A 2,615-nucleotide genomic window follows, 5' to 3' on the forward strand; every position below is an offset into this window, starting at 1 on the left:
CGGGAATCGGTACCCGGCGTCCGGGACAGGTCGCGTTGATCTCGTCGAGCTCCCGTCGGATGGCACCGACCGGCCGGAGCGACGCGATGGCGATCCGGTTGGCGAGGTACGTGACGGCCACGACCAAGATGATCGCGGACCCGCCGAGAAGGGCGGCGAACTGGCGATCGATCCACCAGGGCACAACAGGTGAGGAGGCATAGACGGTCCAGTTCGCCTGCTGCCAGCGGGCCGACTGCGCGACCACGATGTCACACTTGTCGGCCCCGAACACCCCATCGCACACGACTGCCTGCTTGCTGCCCTGGCTGCCCGGGCCGAATTCGGCCATGGGCGGCTTGCCGCGTAGCGCTGGTGTGGAGACGACGACATGCCCCTGCGGATCGACGATCTGGATGTTGCGGAACTGACTACCCGGTAGCTCGACGTAGCCCTGGACGTACTGCTCGACCTTCTGGGCCACCTGACCGCTGATCGCGCGGACCTCCCGGATGAGCGAGCCAGTGGCCAAACTATGGATGGCGATCGTCATAACGACGGCCAGCAGCGTGGACAGTATGGCGGCCACCACGCCGGTGAACAGCGTGATGCGTGCGACGATCGAACATTTGATTTTCGCGTTCATGCTCCGACACTCTGATCCGGTTGACCCCACGAGCCCTCGAGCTGGGATGTGTGGAGTGAGATGGTGGTTGGACCCAGGGATGGGAGATGCCACGCACTACCGGGGCAAACCAGCTATGGTTCGCGCACTCGTGCAATCCCAGATCTAGGCGATGATCCTCGCCGATGTCAGGCTCTGGAGGATCTGTTGCGAGTCCTGCGACACGTCACGCGCGACCTGGCGCGCTCGTCGGTCGAGGGCCTGAGTGAACACCTAGTTAAGACGTTGTCTTTAAAAAACACTCGCGTGCCCGGGCGATGTACTCAGCCGCCCCTCCGCTGTAGAGCGTGCCAGCCTCCCCAAAACAGACATAATTGATCATTTGCGGACACTTCTCCCAAGTCGGAACACCTGCACCGCACGTCGATCACTGGGAAACGCATGCCACCCGGGCGTCCACATCACCTCAACGCCCTGTTCCGCCCGGTTTGAGCAGCACCCCTTGAGGCCTACCGGAAGGGTGTGGAGCCTGATGGTCTCGCTGCGCGTGTGCATCACCTCGATACGAGGGGTAAGCCAGGCTGGCTGCCCAACTCCACGAACAGCCGCCGCACTGACGAGATTGGACGATTGCGTCCACTATGCTACAGTCTAGCTGGTTCCGTTACAACAACTAGCTGTAACGATCACCCGGGGAGGCGCTCATCAGCGTTCGTCCGTGAGCGACACGCGCCCATCGATGCACGCGGCCGGCCGGCGCTGTCAAGATCGACCGGCTGTGCATGGCCCCTGGCATTAGATGTCGAAAGGCTCTCCATCCTTTCCACCAAAGAGACAAATGGCCGAGGAGACAATTCCCATGAAAGCGATCGTGGTGACGGACCAGGCTGCGGGAACGGCCGGGATGACGCTGGTGGAGCGGCCCGAGCCGCAGGCAGCGATAAACGACGTCGTCGTTCAGGTTCATGCGTCGGGATTCGTCCCGACTGAGATGGCGTGGCCCTCGACCTGGACCGATCGCCTCGACCGTGACCGGACGCCTTCGATCCCTGGGCACGAGCTGGCCGGAGTGGTCACCGCTCTCGGCTATGGCACAACGGGTCTGTCGGTGGGACAGCGGGTGTTCGGCCTCACGGACTGGACTCGCGACGGCACCCTCGCGGAGTATGTGGCCGTCGAGGCACGCAACCTCGCGCCGCTGCCCGGCGACGTCGACTTCACGGTGGGCGCGAGCCTGCCGATCTCGGGCCTGACCGCGTGGCAGGGACTGTTCGAGCACGGCCGCCTTCAGGCGGGGCAGAGCGTCCTCGTGCACGGCGCGGCCGGCGCAGTCGGGTCGATGACGACGCAACTCGCACGAGAGGCCGGCGCCTACATCATCGGCACCGGACGCGCCGCCGACCGTCAGACGGTGTTCGACTTCGGCGGGCAGGAGTTCGTCGACCTTGAGAACGACGCCCTGGAAGACGTCGGCGAAGTCGATCTGGTTTTCGATGTCATCGGCGGCGACATCGGGAGGCGGTCCGCGGGTCTGGTTCGGGCCGGAGGAACACTGGTGTCCATCGTCGGCCCGCCCGAGGCGCGGCCTGCCGACGGCCTAGCGATCGACTTCGTCGTCGAGTCCGATCGTGCCCAACTGAGTGAGATCGCCCAGCGGGTGCGTGACGGACGACTGCGGACGAACATCGGCCAAGTCGCGACCCTCGACGATGCCATCGCCGCCCTCAACCCGACCGAGCGACGCAAGGGGAAGACGATTATCCGCGTTCGTCCATGATGACTCAAGGACAGCGAGCGGTCCCACCTTCCTTGTGGATCATGATCAGCTACGCGGCCAGGTTGGGCGACTCGTACGGGAAACACGTGCTCGGGCTGGTCCGCTATCTGGTGTGCACCCCGCGCAACCACGGCCGGCTGTCGCCCGACGGGATCGATGGACTAAATCGTCCAGTATACGGTTGCTCAGGTGCCGCGTGGGGAGTGACCTGACCAGCGCGTGCGCGGCTTGTGC

General features: G+C 64.5%; 2 protein-coding genes. One reads left to right on the forward strand and one right to left on the reverse strand.

Features of this window, described 5'->3' with window-relative positions; translation table 11 throughout:
* Window positions 1–625: hypothetical protein (locus Pth03_RS41045; protein ID WP_203949941.1), on the reverse strand; the 625-nt coding region annotated here is incomplete at its 3' end.
* Between the two features lie 778 nt (window positions 626–1,403).
* Between Pth03_RS41045 and Pth03_RS41050 the strand changes: the two genes are divergently transcribed.
* Window positions 1,404–2,381 (forward strand): NADP-dependent oxidoreductase, encoded by a 978-nt coding sequence (locus Pth03_RS41050; RefSeq protein WP_239119812.1) that lies wholly within the window; start codon window positions 1,404–1,406, stop codon window positions 2,379–2,381.
* Window positions 2,382–2,615: the final 234 nt, after the last annotated feature.

Origin of the sequence: Planotetraspora thailandica (genome assembly GCF_016863335.1) — a bacterium.
GTDB classification, from domain to species: domain Bacteria; phylum Actinomycetota; class Actinomycetes; order Streptosporangiales; family Streptosporangiaceae; genus Planotetraspora; species Planotetraspora thailandica.

Coding starts and splice junctions, on each gene's coding strand:
- Pth03_RS41050 (WP_239119812.1), top strand. CDS start 1,404: ATGTCGAAAGGCTCTCCATCCTTTCCACCAAAGAGACAAATGGCCGAG.